This window comes from Bacillus sp. 11B20, from assembly GCF_056098985.1.
The window spans coordinates 299,790-317,666 of the sequence record NZ_JBLZWZ010000005.1 but is presented as its reverse complement, the minus strand read 5'-3'; the positions used below and the strand labels follow the sequence as shown (position 1 = coordinate 317,666).

Annotated in this window: 20 protein-coding genes; 5 read left to right on the top strand and 15 right to left on the bottom strand. The window is 43.3% G+C overall.

What is annotated here, in order from left to right:
• Positions 1-180: 180 nt before the first annotated feature.
• Both ACN6NB_RS02190 and ACN6NB_RS02185 read right to left on the bottom strand, forming a co-directional pair.
• Entirely contained in the window at positions 181-603 is a 423-nt protein-coding gene (locus tag ACN6NB_RS02190) for a pyridoxamine 5'-phosphate oxidase family protein (RefSeq protein WP_039176603.1), read from the bottom strand.
• Positions 604-896: 293 nt separating this feature from the next.
• Complete coding sequence (locus tag ACN6NB_RS02185; protein WP_024425561.1) at positions 897-1,766, bottom strand: SDR family oxidoreductase; 870 nt, start codon at positions 1,764-1,766, stop codon at positions 897-899.
• Positions 1,767-1,922: 156 nt separating this feature from the next.
• Between ACN6NB_RS02185 and ACN6NB_RS02180 the strand changes: the two genes are divergently transcribed.
• The gene (locus tag ACN6NB_RS02180; RefSeq protein ID WP_039182983.1) at positions 1,923-2,534 is read left to right on the top strand and encodes a class I SAM-dependent methyltransferase; all 612 of its coding nucleotides are present in this window, start codon (positions 1,923-1,925) and stop codon (positions 2,532-2,534) included.
• Positions 2,535-2,550: 16 nt separating this feature from the next.
• Here the strand turns inward: ACN6NB_RS02180 and ACN6NB_RS02175 are convergent, their stop codons facing one another.
• The 3 genes from ACN6NB_RS02175 to ACN6NB_RS02165 all read right to left on the bottom strand — a co-directional run bounded on the left by ACN6NB_RS02175 (position 2,551) and on the right by ACN6NB_RS02165 (position 6,572).
• Positions 2,551-4,638 carry a BglG family transcription antiterminator gene (locus ACN6NB_RS02175; RefSeq protein WP_064498690.1) on the bottom strand — a complete coding sequence of 696 codons (2,088 nt, stop codon included), beginning with the start codon at positions 4,636-4,638 and terminating at the stop codon, positions 2,551-2,553.
• A gap of 129 nt (positions 4,639-4,767) precedes the next feature.
• Complete coding sequence (locus ACN6NB_RS02170; RefSeq protein WP_064498689.1) at positions 4,768-5,850, bottom strand: C45 family autoproteolytic acyltransferase/hydolase; 1,083 nt, start codon at positions 5,848-5,850, stop codon at positions 4,768-4,770.
• Between the two features lie 89 nt (positions 5,851-5,939).
• Positions 5,940-6,572: a GDSL-type esterase/lipase family protein gene (locus ACN6NB_RS02165; RefSeq protein ID WP_474253213.1), complete on the bottom strand. Its 633-nt coding sequence runs from the start codon at positions 6,570-6,572 to the stop codon at positions 5,940-5,942.
• 406 nt (positions 6,573-6,978) lie between these two features.
• Between ACN6NB_RS02165 and ACN6NB_RS02160 the strand changes: the two genes are divergently transcribed.
• Positions 6,979-7,614 carry an FMN-dependent NADH-azoreductase gene (locus ACN6NB_RS02160; RefSeq protein ID WP_024720223.1) on the top strand — a complete coding sequence of 212 codons (636 nt, stop codon included), beginning with the start codon at positions 6,979-6,981 and terminating at the stop codon, positions 7,612-7,614.
• 34 nt (positions 7,615-7,648) lie between these two features.
• Here the strand turns inward: ACN6NB_RS02160 and ACN6NB_RS02155 are convergent, their stop codons facing one another.
• The 8 genes from ACN6NB_RS02155 to ACN6NB_RS02120 all read right to left on the bottom strand — a co-directional run bounded on the left by ACN6NB_RS02155 (position 7,649) and on the right by ACN6NB_RS02120 (position 14,344).
• The gene (locus ACN6NB_RS02155; protein ID WP_144490739.1) at positions 7,649-8,422 is read right to left on the bottom strand and encodes an IclR family transcriptional regulator; all 774 of its coding nucleotides are present in this window, start codon (positions 8,420-8,422) and stop codon (positions 7,649-7,651) included.
• Entirely contained in the window at positions 8,406-9,452 is a 1,047-nt protein-coding gene (locus tag ACN6NB_RS02150) for a 5-oxoprolinase subunit C family protein (protein WP_144490738.1), read from the bottom strand. The genes ACN6NB_RS02155 and ACN6NB_RS02150 overlap by 17 nt, the downstream gene beginning before the upstream one ends.
• Positions 9,449-10,195 (bottom strand): 5-oxoprolinase subunit PxpB, encoded by a 747-nt coding sequence (pxpB, locus tag ACN6NB_RS02145; protein ID WP_474253212.1) that lies wholly within the window; start codon positions 10,193-10,195, stop codon positions 9,449-9,451. The genes ACN6NB_RS02150 and pxpB overlap by 4 nt, the downstream gene beginning before the upstream one ends.
• 18 nt (positions 10,196-10,213) lie before the next feature.
• A complete protein-coding gene (locus ACN6NB_RS02140; RefSeq protein WP_039176581.1) occupies positions 10,214-11,005 on the bottom strand; it encodes a putative hydro-lyase in 792 nt (263 codons plus the stop codon).
• A gap of 5 nt (positions 11,006-11,010) precedes the next feature.
• On the bottom strand, positions 11,011-12,228 hold the full coding sequence (locus tag ACN6NB_RS02135; RefSeq protein ID WP_341039922.1) for an NRAMP family divalent metal transporter: 1,218 nt from the start codon (positions 12,226-12,228) through the stop codon (positions 11,011-11,013).
• 26 nt (positions 12,229-12,254) lie between these two features.
• Positions 12,255-13,013, bottom strand: a complete 759-nt coding sequence (locus ACN6NB_RS02130) for a LamB/YcsF family protein (RefSeq protein ID WP_106025685.1) — start codon at positions 13,011-13,013, stop codon at positions 12,255-12,257.
• A 181-nt stretch (positions 13,014-13,194) separates the two neighbouring features.
• Positions 13,195-13,950, bottom strand: coding sequence for a Cof-type HAD-IIB family hydrolase (locus ACN6NB_RS02125; protein ID WP_024425552.1), 756 nt, complete (start codon positions 13,948-13,950; stop codon positions 13,195-13,197).
• Positions 13,951-14,077: 127 nt separating this feature from the next.
• Positions 14,078-14,344 (bottom strand): excalibur calcium-binding domain-containing protein, encoded by a 267-nt coding sequence (locus ACN6NB_RS02120; protein WP_144490736.1) that lies wholly within the window; start codon positions 14,342-14,344, stop codon positions 14,078-14,080.
• Positions 14,345-14,528: 184 nt separating this feature from the next.
• Between ACN6NB_RS02120 and ACN6NB_RS02115 the strand changes: the two genes are divergently transcribed.
• The 3 genes from ACN6NB_RS02115 to ACN6NB_RS02105 are packed head-to-tail and all read left to right on the top strand — an operon-like array spanning position 14,529 to position 15,484.
• On the top strand, positions 14,529-14,906 hold the full coding sequence (locus ACN6NB_RS02115; RefSeq protein ID WP_041089114.1) for a VOC family protein: 378 nt from the start codon (positions 14,529-14,531) through the stop codon (positions 14,904-14,906).
• A 25-nt stretch (positions 14,907-14,931) separates the two neighbouring features.
• On the top strand, positions 14,932-15,225 hold the full coding sequence (locus tag ACN6NB_RS02110; RefSeq protein ID WP_474253211.1) for a DUF5316 family protein: 294 nt from the start codon (positions 14,932-14,934) through the stop codon (positions 15,223-15,225).
• Positions 15,226-15,250: 25 nt separating this feature from the next.
• Complete coding sequence (locus tag ACN6NB_RS02105) at positions 15,251-15,484, top strand: DUF2651 family protein (RefSeq protein WP_039176568.1); 234 nt, start codon at positions 15,251-15,253, stop codon at positions 15,482-15,484.
• A gap of 31 nt (positions 15,485-15,515) precedes the next feature.
• On the opposite strand, the gene ACN6NB_RS02100 is transcribed toward ACN6NB_RS02105, so the two are convergent.
• Together ACN6NB_RS02100 and ACN6NB_RS02095 are read right to left on the bottom strand one after the other, a co-directional pair.
• The gene (locus ACN6NB_RS02100) at positions 15,516-15,908 is read right to left on the bottom strand and encodes a RidA family protein (protein ID WP_039176565.1); all 393 of its coding nucleotides are present in this window, start codon (positions 15,906-15,908) and stop codon (positions 15,516-15,518) included.
• A 215-nt stretch (positions 15,909-16,123) separates the two neighbouring features.
• Positions 16,124-17,872 carry a methyl-accepting chemotaxis protein gene (locus ACN6NB_RS02095; protein ID WP_047203813.1) on the bottom strand — a complete coding sequence of 583 codons (1,749 nt, stop codon included), beginning with the start codon at positions 17,870-17,872 and terminating at the stop codon, positions 16,124-16,126.
• Between the last annotated feature and the right edge of the window lie 5 nt (positions 17,873-17,877).

Below are 17,877 nucleotides of genomic sequence, written 5' to 3'. Positions count from 1 at the left end.
GGCGGGTGCAGAAGGAAAAGAATAAGTTTGTTCGCTTTGACAGCGTCTCGTTCTTATCAAGTAGAAGCTCTATTGCTTCTCATTGTGTCATAGAAAAAAGAAAGTTTACTTTCTTTATTTATTTGCTTATTTCAACACTTAATATCAAACTATAACACATTCCCCCTGATTACGCAAGTGTTAAAGTGATAATTCTGCTGGTGTACGGCTTCCTTCATTCATATAACGAATGGAGGTTGGATCAATTTTCAGAATCACTAGATTCGGGTCATCTTTTCCTTTAAACCATTTCTCCATCTCATCAGACCAAAGGCGGTCGATCAGTTCCGGATCATCGGTTAATGTTGCGGTACCTGCAATTTCTGCATAAGTATCACCAAATCCTTCGCCTGAATATCCAATGAGAATATGAACATTTGGATTTTTTTCAATTTCATCTGCTTTATGTGTTTCTTTACTCGTTGGTGTATATAACGTCAGATCTTCATGGAAAAACGTCATGTAGCGAGTATGCGGCTTATCCTGTTCAACAGTCGCCAATGTTCCGACCTTTTGTTCATCTAATAGGTTTAATACCTTCTGTTTTAATTCTTCTTGAGACATATCATTTCACTCCTTCAAAATTTCATCCGTATTCTTAGGTTTCCACGACGGCCCATTCATTAAACAAAGAAATGTGTTTTTCATAAAAAGAGACCTTCTGGCTGATGCTATAGAAAACAGGTTCAATGAAGGGAGAAGTTGAACATGCATCATGAAACGATGTTCCATTTGAGTTCACTTGTCATTGCGGCAGTTGTTGTGGGCATTATCGTATGGTCTGTCACATCTGTGCAAAAGAATCGCAAGAAATACTAAAAACACCGCCCAATCAAAGCTGGGCGGTGCCGCGTAGATCATGTATTCATAAAGGAACCGCCATTGACGTGAAGTGTCTGTCCTGTCATATAAGACGATTCGTCAGAAGCCAGCAGCACAAAGCAGCCGACATGCTCTACAGGCTGTCCTGGTCTTCCCATCGGGGTTTCTGCCCCGAAGCTTTCCACACTGTCTTCATCAAATGTAGATGGAATGAGCGGTGTCCAAATTGGACCTGGCGCTACACCGTTTACCCGAATCCCATCTTTCACAAGTGATTGTGCCATAGAACGCGTAAAGCCGTTAATTGCTCCTTTTGTCGCCGTATAATCAATCAGCACTGGGTTACCTCGATATGGGTTAATTGATGTTGTGTTAATAATGGAGCTTCCCGGTTTTAAATAATCCAGTGCCTTTTTCGTAAAATAGAAATAGGAATAGAAGTTGGTTCTAAAGGTTTGGTGAAGCTGTTCACTTGAAATATCTTGAATACGTTCTTGCGGATGCTGTTCAGCCGCATTATTTACTAAAATATCTAATTGTCCAAAGGCTTCAACTGTTTTTTCTACTGCTTTCTCGCAAAAGGCTTCGTCACCGACATCTCCTGCAATCGTTAAGCATTTGACGCCTTCCTGTTCTACACGTTTTTGCGTATCTTCTGCATCCTCATGTTCATTTAAATACACAATGGCGACATGTGCTCCTTCTTTTGCATAGGCAACAGATACTGCCCGTCCGATTCCACTATCTCCGCCTGTAATCAGTGCCACTTTTCCTTTTAGCTTGCCAGAACCTTGATATGATTCATCCTCAAAGATCGGCGCTGGATTCATTTCTCTTTCACTGCCTGGCTGCTGATCCTGCGTTTGGCGCGGAATGCCATTTGTTAAATATTCACGTAAATCCATGTGTAAGCTCCTCCTTGATTTGTTGATGTATCCTTTCATTACCACCTCATTTTTCCACTCAAACATCATGAAGCTGTACAGATGTGTTCCCGAAAATCAACATGTTTGAATAGGAGAAAAATCGGTTACATGATCATCAAAAAGGAGCGTTCTCACATGCTGTCTACCATTTCAAAAACTTTTAGCAGACCAAAAGGCTGGCTCGGAAGCATCGCTGGATTCATTATGGCAAATGAAAATAAATCATTGAATCAGTGGGCCATCCGCCACTTAGATCTGACAGATGGTGAAAACATTTTGGAGATTGGCTATGGACCCGGCTACAGCATCAAACATATGCTCAAGCATTATCAAGATCTTCACATTGATGGGCTGGATGCTTCTTCAACCATGCAGGAGCAAGCACAGTCCCGCGTCAGCAAACGAGCAAAAGACAAACAGGTCCGATTGTATGTCGGAAAAATCGAGAAAACACGCCTTCCCGGAGAGCAGTATGACAAAGTGCTGTCTGTTAACAATTTTACAATTTGGGATGATCCAAAGACGGGCTTACTCAATCTTTACCACACCTTGAAACCAGGCGGAACACTCGTTATTGTCATGCAGCCAAGAGAAAAAGGAGCTGACGCCAACCGGACAAAAGAGATGGGTGAAAGCATATTAAATGACATGCAGTTTGCAGGGTTTGACCCATTTTCTATTGAGTATGAAGAAATTCGTCCTACCCTTGCTGTCTGTGTCACAGCAAAAAAGCCGAGAAGCGACTAAGCTCTCGGCCTTTTTCTTACCACTTTGCCTCTTTGACAAATTGATAGAAAAGCTGATGTAATTTCTGTTCAATGTGTTCCTTTGTCCCTTGTCCATAAAGCGCCATGCTTTCTTCACTTTCAATGATGGATGAACTGATCAGACTAAACATTTCTGACCCTTCCTTGCCAAGCTCTTGCGGCGCCAGCATTATGAGCATTCGTGACATCTGTTGCTGCCCGCCATCCATGCTTTTAACCTCGTATGCTTGATCAAGATCATAAATATGAAAGATTGGTTCCTTGATGAATGCATGCTTTAAATGATAAAGAGCAAATTCAGTACCAGGTATGCCTAAGCCGCCTTGCTGTTCACGTTCCAAAAGGCCGCTCGCCACATCATCTGCATGTATGATAAGCCCTTCCTCTTCAAGCTGACGAAGCAGCTGACTGATGGTTTCATCATGCTTCGGCATCGTCTTTCTTTTTTCAATGGTAAAACGGGACAGGATGCTGCGAATCACAAACATATAATTCGTCACCTGCTCTGCAACCGTCATCATATTAACGGTTTCTTGCACTAATTCTTTGGGAGATTCTTTTGTTCTTTTTTTCTCGATGATATAAGGAATCTTCCGTTTAATATGAGCCTTCACACGCATGGCATCATCCTCGTTTAGGAGGGGGCTGACCATAATGTAATCGATATGCTCATATGGTATCGGAACGGTCGAAACAATCATGTCATAGCTCGATGCATCGATTTCCTTTAGCTCCATCAAAGAGGATAGATCGAATTTGGCGATCTCCGGCAATTCTTTTTTCAACCGGGAGGCGAGCATTTTTGAGGAACCGATTCCGCTTGAGCAAACAACCAGCGCATGAATTTTTATTTCTTCTTTTTTGATTTCAAGCACTGAACCAAAGTGAAGCACAAGAAAGGCGATTTCATCCTCTGGAAATTCAATCTCAGGAAAGAAGCGATCGACTCCCTCTTCTATCGCCATAAACAGCAAAAAGTAGTCTTTTTTAATTTGTTGTGTGAGCGGATTATAGATTCTCATCTTTTCCTTTAGACGGTTCATGGCAGGTTCGAGATGAGATACGAGTCCCTCATACAATGAATCATTTTCATTAAGATGATAGCCGGTTTTATTTGAAATAAAATCAATGAGCTTTTTCGTTCTCAGCGCGATATCCAGCTCGATTTCATCAATACGGTATTCTGCCCCAAAGCTGCGATTTGCACTGCGAAGGTGGATGGTCATATATCCGACCTCCGCTTCAGGGATCTCCACATTAAACATGCGTTCAAGCGCTCTTGCCATTCGGAGTGATGATTCAAATTCCTTCGTCCGCTTTAATTCCAGCAGCTCTTCCTCTTCCATTCGAATGGTTTCCCCAAGCTGAATACGTTCGATGGCATAGGTTAAGTGAACAACAAGTGCAATATAGGCACTATCAGATAAGGAAAGTGACAGCCGATCCTTCAAATGAAAGAGCAGTCTTTCTACCTTAAGCAGCTGTCCTCTGCTGACAACGCCAAACACCTTTTCCGTCGCTTTCGTTCGATGTTTGATATTCATTTCAATCGTTTCTAAAAACAATTGAATGTCGAGCCGGTCGACAATGAGATTGCCGACAATTTTCCGTTTTGCTTCCTCCGGCCCTTTTAATTCAATGCCGTACCCGCGCTTGCGGATAAGCTGCAAACCGTATGGAGCAATCCACTCCGTCAGTTCATCTAAATCATAGCTAATCGTCGCATTTGTTACCTGCAAGTCAGCTGCGAGGGTGTACAATTTCACCGGTTCCTTCGCTTCAAGCAGCGCACATAGGATTAAGAGCTTTCGTTCGTCCGAGCTGTATTCAATTTGATCCTCACTTGACATATGAGCAAGAAGCCGCTGTTTATCCTCCTGTTCGCCAACTGCCTTTAAGCCTTTTCCCGGCTGTTTATCTAATGAAAGATGATAATCTTTCAAAATTGGTTTAATAGATTTTAGTTCTCTATGGATCGTTCTTGTACTCACCTGAACAGAATCGGCTATCTCACGAATGGTGACATAACGATTTTGCTGAATGATGTATTTAATGACTTTCTGTTCTCGTGCCGTTATGTACATGAAATGCCTCCTTCTGTATAAATAGGTCTATTGTCACACCTTAATATAAAACGCTTTCAACGAGCGATGCAATCTTAAGTTGATCTGAATTTGGCACAGCGACTGTGACAAAATATAAACAAGGGATCATTAGACACTCCTCCAAAATGACGGTCCATAATCCTTTTGATGAAATTGAACCTTTTGTTCATGGAAAGGCAGTGAACCCCCAGCTTTTAAAGAATAAGTCGGATTGTACACTGGAGAGCCAAAGCAATAATCGATTGTGCCTTCTTCCGGACGGAACATGACGGTTCGCATCGTTCCAAACAGCTCTTCATAATTGTGCACAGTTAGACCATCAGGATATTCTGTCTGAAACAGCTTCACAAGAGAATCATTTGATCGTTGTTCTTTTAAAGCCTCCATTAACATATCGTATCTGACAATAGAATGATGTTTGGTCATCCCTTTTGCTGTTTGATCAGCTACCGGATGATTCGTTGCGGCAATATAACCTGTCTCCGGTCTTCTCACCCTTTTTTGACCATCGATGATTTCAATCACAGCCGCCTCTCCTTTTCGATCCGCAAGCATGATATGAACATTTGAGGCAACGGGCATTTCCTGGATTGAGCGAATGGCTTCCTCGACCGTTTGACAGGATTCCAGAACAGAGCGAATCACATGATACACCTGCAAACCGGCGACTGCTGGAGGCTTTAAACCGGGTTCATTGCCAACCGGCGGACCGCAAGCGGAGAAAGTCACAGCAAGACCATGCTCATTCATTCCATCAGATCTGCCAAACAACAGCAGCGACGAACCTGTATGACATGCCGATTCTTTTACATGTGTCGTCACAAGACGCATATCATCAAAAATCGGGGAGAAATCATAGTTACGAAGCATGACCGTTTGTTGACCGGCTGCCATATTCCCCTGCCTCACACAATGGGAACAGCCTGGCTGAAGATGCGATGAATAGAAAAAGGGCAAATAACGCTCATCTAATTGCATTTCATCACAAAACCCAGCAATCTCTTCATCTAATTGAGGAAGAAAAGGACGGATCAGCTGCTTCGTTTCCTTCACAGCCTGTTGTGTTACCGGTTCTGTTCGAATATATTGTGTCTGCAGCAGCGGGTTCTCCTTCAGCCAGAGAGCCTGCTGTTTTCCTACTTCATAAGCCGTTCCTGTCATCTTTTGAAAAAACGCATTGATCTCCTCCATGCCTGCACACCTCTTTCGCCTTCGTTTCTTTTATCATATCGAAACCGTCATTTATTGAAAAGGATGAAAAAAACTGCAATCCCACCGGATTACAGCTGTTTACAATATTGTTGATACAATGCTTCTGCCATTGCATCATACCCCTTAGGATTCGGGTGAAATTGATCAATCGATAAGTAAGCTCTTTCATGTCCTTCAAACGCGCGATACACATCCACAACTTCTACATGCGGATTCGCAGCAAGCAAACGAAGTTGTTGATTATATTGCTGAAGCCACCGCCCGGCTATTGGTATTTGTGGAAAAGGATTATATAAATTCATGAGATATACGCAATAGGCCTCATGCTGCCCTCTTTTGATCTGAGCAATTTCTTGAATCATCTTGCTGAAATTCGCCTGGCAATGCATGACCGCTTGCAGCAATTTCTTTTCATCTTCACCTTCTTCATACTGCTGAACAGCTTGAACAAGGTCATTTCCACAGCCTGTGATGGTGATGATGTCAGCAGCTGCAATGGCACGTCTCACCTCAGACCGTTTGAAGAGCTGTAAAATCTCATCGGTCGTTAACCCTGACTTTGCAAATACAGACAGCTCGACCGGTGCATACGTCTTTTTTTCAAGCAGCCATCGAAACCGCTGAGTAAATCCTCCGCCAAATAAACGTGCCCCCACCCCAACTGTTAAGGAATCTCCAATCGCAACATAGGATCGTCCCACTCTTATCCCTCACTCTCTCCTGCCTTCTCTTATATATACGAATTTGGAGAACAGATGCTTGTAGCAGATGACTTAGGGGCATCCATCTTTTTTTGAGCTGGAGCGCCTTTACAAACTCTTTACTTGCGGTATTGAACGATTTTTTGTTCAATAAGAGTAGGTTTTTTGCGCTGAAATCTGCGTGTTTATGCGTTTCAGAAAAATTTACAAACTTTTTATCTTGATTTCGAGACTTTATATCTTGACTTCAAACTACAATGTGATTACAATGAAAATATCAGTTTTTATGTAACTGTGCTTGTTACATCTTTTTCATAGCATTCCAATATGATTAAAGATGCCACATATTCAGCGTACCTTTGGGATACGCTAAAAAAATAACCGAAACAGAAAGGATTGAATGAACATGGCAAAAGTTTTATACATCACTGCACATCCGCATGATGAAACAGTTTCTTACAGTATGGCTACTGCTAAGGCATTTATTGAATCTTATAAGGAAGCAAACCCAAGTGACGAGGTTGTACATATCGATTTGTACAAAGAAAACATTCCTCACATTGATGCAGATGTATTTGCTGGCTGGGGCAAACTTCAATCTGGTGCTGGCTTCGATACACTTTCAGCTGAAGAGCAAGCAAAAGTTGCTCGCCTAAACGAATTAAGTGATCAATTCGTTTCTGCTGACAAATATGTATTTGTTTCACCACTTTGGAACTTCTCATTCCCACCAGTTCTTAAAGCATACATCGACTCTGTTGCTGTAGCTGGTAAAACATTCAAATACACTGAGCAAGGTCCTGTTGGTTTATTAACAGACAAAAAAGCTCTTCACATCCAAGCACGTGGTGGATACTACACTGAAGGTCCTGCTGCTGAACTTGAAGCAGGTCACCGTTACCTTGGTACAATTGCGAACTTCTTCGGAATTCCTTCTTTCGAAGGTCTTATCGTTGAAGGTCACAATGCTGAGCCTGCGAAAGCAGAGCAAATTAAAGCAGATGCAATCGAACGTGCAAAAGCTTTAGGAAAAACTTTCTAATAACTGCACACAAAAAAGCCAATGATCTTGACGGTCATTGGCTTTTTATTTGTTCGGACGAAAAGCCTAATTCTCTCGAAATATCACTGGCGGCTTTTTTCACCTGTTGAATTAAGTAAGGCAGGCGTTCTTTTTGATAGCCCGCTTCAAATCCTGCAATGCTAATACCTGCTGCCACTTCCCCCAGATGATTGAAAATAGGGGCTCCAATGGCCGCTGTATAGTTTTCAAGCTCAGAATAGCTTAACGTATATCCCCGCGCATTTGATTCTTCCAGCATGTTTCTTAGCACCTCTTTATCTGTAATAGTCCCAATTCCGATCTTATCCAGCTCAATTGAGTCAATATAGGCAAGTCTTTCGCTCTCTGGCAAAAAGGAAAGAATACTTCTCGCACAGGCACCCGCATATAGGGGGGAACGTCTACCGACGGCGGTGTAGAGACGAACAGGCTGCGTACCTTCTATCTTTTCGACGTAAATGGCTTCGTCACCCTCGCGAACAATAAGCTGTACAGCTTCTCCCACTTCATCCCGTAAGCTTTCCATAAATGGTCTTGCAATTCTTCGAATATCAAGGCGGTCCGCCACAAGCTGACCGTATTCAAGGAACATTAAGCCTAATCGATAAGCACCTGTTTCTTGCTTTTCTAACAGTCCCATATCGGCTAATGAGCTCGCCATGCGATGGACAGATGTTTTCGGCATACCGGAAAGCTCGATCATTTCATTTAATGTTAATTGATCGTGAGCGATAAACAGCCGCAAAATCTCCATAGATTTCACAACCGTTTTATTTGTATTTTGCATCTTCTTCACCTTTTCTAAACGAGAATGCTTCCAGCTTGATTCTTGCGGCCAGCTCCTTCAGTTCTGCTTCTTGCTTAAATAACGCCAGCTCTGCATCCCGATGATCTATTTGTTCAAAATACAGCTTTGCTCCAGGCATCGCCTGTGCAATAAGCGGCAAATCTACAGTCGCTACTTCTCCAATACGCGGGTATCCGCCTGTCGTTTGCCGATCTGCCAGCAGAATAATCGGCTGGCCATCGGGAGGAATTTGAATGGATCCAAAGGCGACAGCTTCTGAGATCAATTCCAGCTTTTCTTTTAAATGAACCGGCTCCCCCTTCAGCCGACAGCCCATACGATCTGATTGGGGTGTGACCTGATAAGGCTGCTCAAAAAATGCGGTTTGAGATGTTTCTTGAAAATGAGAAAAATGCCTGCCTGCCAGCACACGAATCACTGGCGATTTCCGCAGCGGCAAAAAATAAGCGTGACTCACTGTCCAATCTGGAGCGCCGTATCCCGACTGATTCACTTTATTTTTTAGCCTATCAAACAAATGATCCGCTACGATAGACGGCTCTCCAATGGGCAGAACGTCGCCTTTTTCAAGCGGTCGTCCTTTCAGTCCACCGATCCCTGCTCTTACATAAGTGCTTTTGCTCTGCATGAGTGGCTCCACATCAAATCCACCTGCCACAGCAAGATAAACGCGGCAGCCTCTCTTACAAAGACCAAAGGTGATCGTGCTTCCTGATCGGACAAAGAGCGGCTTCCATAAAGGTGCCCGCTCTCCGTCAATATCAATCTCTACATCAGCACCAGTGACTGCAATGAGCTGATCCTTCTCACATGTGAGCACAGGGCCCGGCCCCATCAACGTGACTTCCAGTACGGCTTCGTTTTCTTGGTTGCCAGTGAGAATGTTGGCGATTCTAAGTGAAAGCGGGTCCATGCCGCCGCTCGTTAAGACGCCATACTTTTGATAACCTTGCCGCCCTTTATCTTGAATGGTTGTGTACATCCCTGGTTTGATGACATGAATACTCAACGTTCTGCCTCCTTCATGCTGAAAAATTCCTTTTCAGACATTTGGACAAATCTGACCTCGTCCCCTGCTTTCAATAGACTCGGAATTTCCTCGTCTGGGCGAAAAAGCGGCAGCGGGGTTTGTCCAATGAGCTGCCAGCCCCCTGGTGTAGAAATTGGATAAACGCCTGTCTGCTTTCCCGCAATACCAACAGAGCCTTTTGGAATGGACATCCTTGGTGTTTGTCTGCGTGGTGCTGCAATTTTTTCAGAAAGCCCGCCTAAAAACGGAAACCCTGGGGCAAATCCAATCATATAGACAAGATACGTCCCGGAAGTGTGAATACGTACAACTTCCTCTGGCGTTAAACCATTGATACGGGCAACCTCTTCTAAATCAGGGCCCAGCGCTCCCCCGTAACAGACTGGAATATCCACAATGCGGCGCTTTACCTGAACTCCCTCCTGCCATTTGTCTTCAAGAAGTTGTTCAATATAGCCTTTGACCCATTCGTACGGAGACAGGTCATGTTTTTGAAGCTGGGCCGATTGATGAACGGTATAAGGCTCGTAAAAAACAGTCACGTTTGTAAAGGCTTGAACCGCTTCTACATACCCTTCAAATGGGTGCTGTTCAATACATGCAAACAGCTGCTCAACACGTGCATGAATCTCCTCATGTATGTCAGCTCCAGCTTGGATGACGATCGCTGCATCTCCCAGCGGGTGGTAGGTGATGGAATCTTTTATCGTTGAAAAAGCCACTTGAGGACACCTCTCTTTCTACAGTACACCGAGCTTTTGATCTCTTCGATCTGTGATGAACATATGCCCGGGTGCATGAGTGATCGCAATGTCGGGTTTTGTATGCATGACAATGGCTTGCGGCGTCACACCACATGCCCAAAACACCGGGACTTCTCCTTCTTTGATCACAGATGGTTCTCCAAAGTCAGGCTGGTTCACATCGGAAATACCAATCACCGCTGGGTCCCCTATATGAATTGGACCGCCATGGACTGACGGAAATCGAGACGTCACTTGAACGCTTCTTGTGACCTGATGCGCCGGAATGGGTCTCATGCTGACCACCATTGGGCCATGAAAGACTCCTGCTTTTTCACAAGCTATATTCGTTTGATACATGGGTACGTTATGACTGTCTTCAATATGGCGGACAGGGATATCATTCAGCATAAGCGCGTGCTCAAACGTAAAACTGCATCCAATGAGAAAGGCAACCATATCATCCTCCCAATAAGCAGAGATATCTGTAACCTCTTCTTCAAGAATCCCTTTTCGGTAAATACGGTACTTAGGAAAGTCCGTACGAATATCCGCTTGAGGCGCCGACCGTCTTGGCACTGGATCACCTGGGTCCAGTACATCAAGCAAGGGACATGCAGCTGGATTCCGTTGACAAAATAGGAGAAAATCAAAGGCTAGTTCCTTTTTGACAATCATCAAATTAGCCTGAGCAAATCCCTCAGCAAAGCCAGCCGTTGGTCCTGTGATCTTTTTTTCGCGAATCAATTCTCGAATTTGTGAAGGTTCATATGTTTGGTAAGTATTCATCTGAATCAGCTCCATAGTTTCGGGATTTCATTGATGATGGTATAACCGCCCATTATCGCCATGATGACCACAACAAATGCACCAGACACTGTCAAAAAGAAAGGATGGCGATAATCTCCGACAATGTCTTTCTTATAAGCCGCAACAAGCAATGTGCCAAGGGCGAGCGGCAAAATCAATGCATTGATCGCTCCAACTAATATCAAGATGTTCACAGGTCTTCCGATCGTGATAAAACAAAGGGTTGAAAGAGCAATAAAACCAATGATAATGCCACGCTGGTTTTGCTCAATTTTTGGTGAGAAGGTTTTGAAGAAAGAAACAGATGTGTATGCTGCTCCAATGACGGATGTAATCGCCGCAGCCCACATAATAATCCCGAACATTTTATATCCGATATTTCCTGAAGCTAATTGAAAAACAGATGCAGGCGGGTTGGATGGATCTATCTGCAAGCCTTTTGAAACAACTCCTAATGTGGCAAGAAAGAGTGCTACACGCATGACAGAAGTAATTAAGACACCGAAAATAGAGCTTTTCGTCACTTGCGGCAGTGCTTCCTTCCCCTTAATACCTGCATCCAGCAAGCGATGCCCGCCAGCAAAGACGATATAGCCACCTACTGTTCCGCCCACAAGTGTCACAATGGATAAAATATCAATCTTCTCTGGGACAAATGTTCTCACCGCCGCTTCTCCAACTGGCGGCGCTGTTGAAATCGCCACATACAGCATCAGGCCAATCATGACAAAGCCTGCTGCCTGTGTGAAACGATCCATCGCTTTCCCAGCCTCTTTAATTACAAAGATGAGAATGGCAATCACAGCACTGATCCCTGCGCCAATTCGCGGATCGACACCGAAGATCACCTGAAAACCAAGACCAGCCCCAGCGATATTTCCGATGTTAAAGGCAAGTCCTCCAATGACAATCAAAAAGGCGAGCACATACCCGAGACCCGGGAGCACCATATTTGCAATATCCTGACCTCGTTTTTCTGACACGGCAATGATGCGCCATACATTTGTTTGTGCAAAAATATCTAATAAAATTGAGATCAAAATGACAAATCCAAAGCTAGCCGCAAGCTGCTGTGTGAAGACGGTCGTTTGTGTTAAAAATCCCGGTCCAATCGCGGACGTCGCCATTAAAAAGGCAGCGCCCATCAGCATAGACCGATTCCCCTTTGGTGCCTTCATGTGTTTGACTTTCTCTGTTTTCATGCTGTTTCCCCCTTTGATGACGATTTTTATTGAAAGGCCTTGAGATGGATGCCGGCTTCTTTTAGCTTTGCTGTAATGGTTTTTGCAAATTGAAGCGCATGGCTGCCGTCTCCGTGAATGCAGACCGTATCTGCTTTGAGCTCGATATCTTCCCCTTGAACTGTACGAACCTTGCCTTCTCGCGCCATACGAACAACCTGCTGGACGGCCCGTTCATCCTCTTCAATGAGTGCATGTGGTTCGCGGCGCGATGTCAGCGTCCCGTCTGTTTGATACGTCCGATCAGAAAAAACTTCATGTGCCACTTGCAGACCTATCCGTTCACCTGCTAATGCTAGTTCACTCCCTGACAGACCAAATAACACAAGGTTTGGATCCACATCATACACAGCCTTCGCAATTGATTCAGATAATTCAGTATTTTTAGCCGCCATGTTGTAGAGGGCTCCGTGTGGTTTGACATGCTGCATTGTGCCGCCCTCGGCCTTGAGAAAGGCTGATAGAGCACCAATTTGATAGATGACAAGATCATAGGCTTCCTCTGCGGAGATAGCCATTGGACGTCTGCCAAAGCCGGCCAAATCTTGCAAACCAGGATGTGCACCAATTTTGACCCCTTTACCCAGTGCCATTCTGACTGTCTTTCTCATAACCGTTGGATCTCCTGCATGAAAACCGCAAGCAATGTTGGCTGAGGTGACATATTCTAAGATTTGTTCGTCTGCACCGATTGTGTATTGACCAAAGCTTTCTCCCAAATCACAGTTGATATCCACTTGATACATAGAAACCCTCCTTGTTGTTCCGAAATACGGAATATAAAGTCCGAATATTCGAATTTATACTGATTATACCAACTTTGCATAGACTGCACATGAAATTGGCAGAAAACATAACAATAGAACTAGAGAAAATAAAAAAAGCGAGAGGCAAAGTCCTCTCACTTTTTCTTGTATGAAATGCATTCTATTTAGACAGCACCCAATGTTGGATAGCTTTTGCAACGCCATGTTCTGTATTAGGAGCTGTAATCCAATCAGCGGCCTCTTTCACTACTTCCTGCGCATTTCCCATGGCAATGCCTAATCCGGCCTCTTGAATCATCGCCATATCATTGAGACTGTCGCCAAGTGACATGACGTTATCCATCGTACAGCCAATGCGTTCTGCTACTTTTGCAAGAGCTGCCGCTTTGTTAATGCCGGCTGCATTGACTTCGATATTCGTTGGACTTGAGTTTGTGATTTCTAGATGCTTATTTGTTTTCAATGTATTGAGGACTTCCTCACGAACGTCATCATCATGAATATCAAAGCCAAATTTCAGCCATTCATGGTCATGAATTCGTTCTGGGAATTCACCTCTCCACACCTTATCCACAGTCGAAGCCCAGTAATCGGTTTCGTACCTATTTTTTAAATCCCACATCATTTGGACGTGATCAGGATGCAGCAGATCTCGTTCGATCAGCTGGAAGTTTGAATCCCAGATCTCACTTCCGTTTGCTGTCACAAGGTAAGAAGATAACTTGAGCGGCTCAACCAGCTCTCGGCATGTCATCAGTGTCCGTCCTGTGCTAATGACTACATGGACCCCTTTTGCTTCAGCTTCTTTAATCGCTTGTTTATTTTCCTCTGGAATGATGTGCTCACTGTTTAACAGCGTACCATCCATATCAATGGCAATCAATCGGATGTCTTTCTTATGAGCTTGTGTTGACAAATTGAGTACCCCACTTTGTATCGATTTTTGAAACTATCTTTATTTTAATATAAAGATGAAGCTGGCACAAAGGGACGAGTTTGATCCCATAGAAAAAAGACCTTGTGACAGGTCTTTTCACAGGTGCTTAGCGTTCACACGCAATGCCGTCTTTATCGCGGTCAAGCCGCATATTTTTTTGATAAAGTGCTTTTGATACATAAGGCTTGTACTTTGTTTTTCCGCCTTTGTTTTTCGTGTTTTTGCTTTTTGCTACGCCGCCTTTATATACCTTGTTCAGCGCTTTGCAGTTTTTGTACTTCACTGTTTTTGCATCTGCTGTGTGGGTGTCGACTTGTGTAAAGCTTATTAAAAGACCTAAAGACAAGACAGCTACCATGATTTTTTTCAACATGTAAAATCCCCCTATTTTTTCTAATTTTACATTTTTATCATATGTCACCACTTTTTGTTTTTCAAGACTATTGAGCTAATTATTTTGATTTTTTTGGTATGAAATACACCTTATATCCTATATGGTACAATGAGTGGGAAACCTTTCCGTTTTTGACACGTATATGAAGAGAGGAGTTTTTCACATGAAAATGAAATATACCATTCTATATGTAAACGATGTTGAGGCAAGTATTCATTTCTATCAACATGTTCTTGGTTTCCCTATAAAATTGAGGGTTGAATCTTATGTTGAGTTTGACACTGGAGACGTGACGTTATCGATTAATTCACGCCAGGATGTCAAAGAGGCACTCGGATTGCCTGTCCCAGAAGCAAATCAAGCGTCTCAAACGTTTGAGATTGGCTTTGTTGTGGATGATGTGGATCAAACAATTGCTTCAATGAAAGATAAAGGGGTTCCGATCATCAAGGAACCTGCAAAAAAACCATGGGGTCAAACAGTCGCTTATGTGTCTGATCCTGATGGTCATTTCATTGAAATATGTGATGCGATCTCCTAATTGTTTTTGAAGGAAGTGAACCAAAATGAGAAAAAAACATGCTTTTTTCGTCGGTGTTTGCTCAATGATTGTGATTTGCAGTGCCGCTATCCTGTTGCAACACCTTGAATGGATTGGGTTTGTCAGCGGCGGAATCTCAATTATTGGGGTCGTGATGTCTGGGGTGCTAATGGGTGCTTGGACAAGTGGAGAAGAGACACGAGCAGCCTATCATTCGGAAACAAAAGAACACCGCTTGTGGCGCCTTGATATAGCTTTTCTTGTGATCATTTTTGCACTTCCGCACATGGCTGCGTCGGTCTTTTATGTTTTGATGTAAACACTTGCTAAAAGGAGTTAGTCGTATGGCTGTTTTTATTTTATTCATTGTATTTGGCTTTCCCATTATCTCTGTGCTGATTGGTATTTTCGGTACGCTCCTTTTGAAGAATGTTTGGATGCCTACTTTGATTGTGCTGTTAGCGAGCATGATCTTCATGTTCACCTATATTGGCGGGAATGAATCTTTTCTCATTTGGGTGATTGTCTATACCGTCTTTACATTCTTTGCTGGATGGATTACAAAGCGGCTCAAGTAAAAAAGAACAGCATCGCTGTTCTTTTTTTAAATCATATATCCGCACACCATAGTTCAATTTCAATTTTTAGCTCAGGCCATCCTAAAGCTGATACATAAGCAACCGTCATTGATGGGTAAGCTGTTTTGAAGATCGTATCCCACTGAGGATATAGATGATCCCAGTCGATTTCTTCTGTTGCCCATATATTGACCTTGATCACATGTTCTTCATTCAATCCTTCTGATTCAAGGATTTTTTTGATATTTTCAAACGTATTCGTTACTTGGTCGTTTAAGCTTGATGGGATCTGCCCATCTATATCTGTCCCTACCTGACCCGATGTAACAAATAATCCCGCACCCTTTGGCACCCTTGTAATATGACTGTAGTTACCAACAGGTTTCGGCATACTTTCTGGGTTTTTTCTCGTGATTTTTTCCATGTTATGTCCCTCACTCACGTTTATTTTTCTGCTAGTTTCTTCGTTTTGTAGACAGACTTCACCAATTTCTATCTACCTTCAAAGAAAACAGCAGTGGAGTATCCATAGCCACAAGGTAAGAACATCAATATCTTCTTTTTCATGACTGAAACACTCCTTTTGTTTGCGTGAGCAAGGTTTTGATTAACTTCATAGTACCACATAGTCAAAATGAATTATAGACGATAACGCGCAATGTCCTGATTCAATCGCATGCTAAGTTCATTGAGTCTTTCTGCTGCTTTTGCCACATTAGAGATGGCTGTCACTTGTTCGTCTGTGGATGCAGTGATTTCTTCGATCGCCGCTGCGTTTTCTTGAGAAACATGTGCTGCGCCGTGCATGGCTTTTGTGATAAGGTCGTTTTGCTCCAGCAGTGTATTCAGCTCTTTTGCCATCGCGTTTGTTTCAACGATGGTTTGTGAAATCAATGTAGAGATGGCATTGAATTCGTGTTCTGTTGCATGCACCGCTTCATCCAGCTCGGCAAAACGATCCATTGTGTTAGACATGATACCAGCTGTTGTTGTCGTTTCTTCTTTAATGCCTTGAATCATTTGCTGAATTTGAACGGCTGATTGTTTTGTCTGCTCAGCTAAATTCCGCACTTCACTCGCCACAACTGAGAAGCCTTTGCCGTGCTCTCCTGCACGTGCTGCTTCAATGCTGGCATTCAGTGCCAGTAAATTGGTCTCATTTGAAATGCTTTCAATCGTATCTGTGATTTGAGAGATATCTTGTACTTTTGTACTTAACTGCTCGATTCCTGCTCTAATGCCTTGAGACGCCTGAATTGATTGTTCATTCGATTGTTTTAATTGCTGTACGATTTGCTGGCCCTGCTGTGATGATTGACTCGATTGATCGGAAATCCGTTTAATTTGATCACTCTGTTCTTTCACATTCTCAATAGATTGATTAAACTGAGTCATTTGTTGATTGGCTACTTCAAGATCAGATGCTTGATGAAGTGTTCCAGTCGAAATGTCTCCGATGGCTCGTCCAATTTCTTCACTGCTGGCTGAGGTTTCTTCTGATATCGCCGATAAATCTGTCGCTGATTCCACAAGCTGACTGCTTGTTTCCTGTAAACCGCTCACCAGTGTTCTGAGCTCGCCTGACATATGGTTAAAGCCTTTTGCCAGCTGTCCGATTTCATCCGTTGTTTCCTTTAAGCTCGTGCGCTCAATATTCCCCGCTGCAATCTCCTTTGAAGCAGCAGTGACTTGCTTGAGCAGTCTGACTTTTCCTCTGGCAGCTAAATAAAAGACGCCTAAACTCAGAAGGGCGACACCCGCTGTAATGAGAATAATATAGAGCTTCATCTGCTCTAATTCTTTATAAAATTCGTCCTGGAAGACAGCGATGCCTACACTCCAATTCCACGGTGTAAACTGGCTCATATAGGCAAGCTTTTCCTTTTCTTCGCCGGTTGCATCGTCCTTATCCATATAGGTCACATAGTGTGCATCCTCATCTTTTGCATTGGCACCGGCGACCATTTTTTGACGATTGGTCGTGTTATCTGGAATGACGCCGATGTCGTTGACCGGATGCACCTGGGTTGAGTAGTCAGTGCCGTATGCGATCAGATAGCCTTTATTTTTATAGATAAAATCTGATTTTTGAGATTGGTATCCCTTCCCGTTGTCATTTTTGGGTCCGCTCAAGTAAAGGCGGGCCTGTTCTTGCGCCTGCTCAAGCGTCAGTTCTTTTTTCTCCACACGGTCATTCAACTGTTCAAGTGTGGCCATTGCTCCGCTGACGATGTGCTTTAAATCTGCTTTCCCTGCATCAATTAATACATGTTTCGCTAACAAATATCCCGTTGTTCCAACAAGTCCGCCTGTTAAAATCGTGATCACGATAATGGCAGACATTAATTGAAAAAATACACTTTTTGAAGCAAGCGCTTTCTTTTTCATAAACA

Coding starts and splice junctions, on each gene's coding strand:
- ACN6NB_RS02110 (WP_474253211.1), top strand. CDS start 14,932: ATGAGAAAAAAACATGCTTTTTTCGTCGGTGTTTGCTCAATGATTGTG.
- ACN6NB_RS02175 (WP_064498690.1), bottom strand. CDS start 4,638: ATGTACATAACGGCACGAGAACAGAAAGTCATTAAATACATCATTCAG.
- ACN6NB_RS02135 (WP_341039922.1), bottom strand. CDS start 12,228: ATGAAAACAGAGAAAGTCAAACACATGAAGGCACCAAAGGGGAATCGG.
- ACN6NB_RS02155 (WP_144490739.1), bottom strand. CDS start 8,422: ATGCAAAATACAAATAAAACGGTTGTGAAATCTATGGAGATTTTGCGG.
- ACN6NB_RS02185 (WP_024425561.1), bottom strand. CDS start 1,766: ATGGATTTACGTGAATATTTAACAAATGGCATTCCGCGCCAAACGCAG.
- ACN6NB_RS02120 (WP_144490736.1), bottom strand. CDS start 14,344: ATGTTGAAAAAAATCATGGTAGCTGTCTTGTCTTTAGGTCTTTTAATA.
- ACN6NB_RS02140 (WP_039176581.1), bottom strand. CDS start 11,005: ATGAATACTTACCAAACATATGAACCTTCACAAATTCGAGAATTGATT.
- ACN6NB_RS02190 (WP_039176603.1), bottom strand. CDS start 603: ATGTCTCAAGAAGAATTAAAACAGAAGGTATTAAACCTATTAGATGAA.
- ACN6NB_RS02105 (WP_039176568.1), top strand. CDS start 15,251: ATGGCTGTTTTTATTTTATTCATTGTATTTGGCTTTCCCATTATCTCT.
- ACN6NB_RS02100 (WP_039176565.1), bottom strand. CDS start 15,908: ATGGAAAAAATCACGAGAAAAAACCCAGAAAGTATGCCGAAACCTGTT.
- ACN6NB_RS02095 (WP_047203813.1), bottom strand. CDS start 17,872: ATGAAAAAGAAAGCGCTTGCTTCAAAAAGTGTATTTTTTCAATTAATG.
- ACN6NB_RS02115 (WP_041089114.1), top strand. CDS start 14,529: ATGAAAATGAAATATACCATTCTATATGTAAACGATGTTGAGGCAAGT.
- ACN6NB_RS02160 (WP_024720223.1), top strand. CDS start 6,979: ATGGCAAAAGTTTTATACATCACTGCACATCCGCATGATGAAACAGTT.
- ACN6NB_RS02130 (WP_106025685.1), bottom strand. CDS start 13,013: ATGTATCAAGTGGATATCAACTGTGATTTGGGAGAAAGCTTTGGTCAA.
- ACN6NB_RS02170 (WP_064498689.1), bottom strand. CDS start 5,850: ATGGAGGAGATCAATGCGTTTTTTCAAAAGATGACAGGAACGGCTTAT.
- ACN6NB_RS02180 (WP_039182983.1), top strand. CDS start 1,923: ATGCTGTCTACCATTTCAAAAACTTTTAGCAGACCAAAAGGCTGGCTC.